This is a genomic window from Acinetobacter sp. NS-4, from assembly GCF_037402435.1.
In the GTDB taxonomy this organism is placed as follows: Bacteria; Pseudomonadota; Gammaproteobacteria; order Pseudomonadales; family Moraxellaceae; genus Acinetobacter.
In genome coordinates this window covers 1-1,235 of record NZ_JBBEUE010000043.1, presented here as the reverse complement: position 1 = coordinate 1,235, position 1,235 = coordinate 1, and the positions used below count along the sequence as shown (strand labels likewise).

1 protein-coding gene is annotated in these 1,235 nt (G+C 40.8%); it reads left to right on the top strand.

Going from position 1 to position 1,235, the window contains the following annotated elements; translation table 11 throughout:
• Positions 1-120: 120 nt before the first annotated feature.
• Positions 121-1,196, top strand: a protein-coding gene (locus WAE57_RS15755) for an IS3 family transposase (protein ID WP_337711298.1) whose coding sequence is annotated in 2 segments (ribosomal slippage) — positions 121-373 and positions 373-1,196 — 1,077 coding nt in all. Because the reading frame shifts where the segments join, the coding sequence is not laid out codon by codon here.
• The last annotated feature ends 39 nt before the right edge of the window (positions 1,197-1,235 follow it).

The following is a 1,235-nucleotide window of genomic DNA, read 5'->3' as shown; positions in this document are numbered from 1 at the left end:
CCTTTAAGCTCTTTTCATTTCTATATTTTTTCAATGGCACGTACTCTTCGGTAATCCCCTCTAAAAATAAAAGGATGTAAAAGTAGAATTTTCTCTTAAGATACAAGCAGGAGATTCTGCATGAAAACATCTAAATTTACTGAAAGCCAGATCATGTCCATCTTGAAGCAAGCGAAGTCTGGTACACCTGTTGCTGCCCTTTGTCGTGAACATGGCATGAGTAATGCTACTTTTTATAAATGGCGTGCCAAATATGGGGGTATGGATACATCATTGATGGCACGGCTGAAAGAGCTGGAATCAGAAAATTCTAGACTCAAAAAGATGTATGCTGAAGAACGATTAAAAGCAGAAATTATCCAGGAAGTGATGTCAAAAAAGTGGTGAAGCCATCTTGCCGACGTAAGATGGCACAGCAGGCAGTTGCCCAATATGCCATTAGTATTCGTTTGGCTTGCACTGTATTTGGAATCAGTGAAACCTGCTACCGTTATCAGGCTAAACTCAGTGATGACAATGCTCTCATTGCAGAACAGCTCATTGAACTGACTGAAGAAAATACAGATTGGGGCTTTGGTCTATGTTTCTCTTATCTACGTCATGTTGAAAGCCATCACTGGAACCACAAGCGTGTTTACCGTATTTACTGCGAATTGGCACTAAATCTGTGTATTAAGCCGAGAAGACGACTAAAACGGCATGCACCAGAACCACTGAAAGAGCCAATCCGAGCAAATCAGGTCTGGTCACTGGATTTTATGCATGATCAACTTTCTGATGGTCGAAAGTTCCGATTATTAAATGTGATTGATGATTACCGCCGCGAAGGCCTAACCATTGAAGCAGGCTTCTCATTGCCCACAATCAGGGTTATTCGTACGTTGAATCAATTGCTGGAGTGGAGAGAAAAACCGTTAGTGATCCGATGCGACAATGGCCCTGAATTTATAAGTCATGAATTTGTACGTTGGGCAACTGAGCACAATATTCGTATTGAATATATTCAACTAGGTAAACCACAGCAGAATGCATATATTGAACGCTATAATCGGACCATACGTTATAGCTGGCTGAGCAAACATTTATTTGATACTTTGGATGAAGTACAAGATTATGCAACAAATTGGCTATGGCACTACAATCATGAACGGCCACATCAAGCCAACAAAGGAAAGCCTCCTCTAATGGCTGCTTAACCTCTACTTTTAACTTCGGTTATTTATGGGAGGATTACC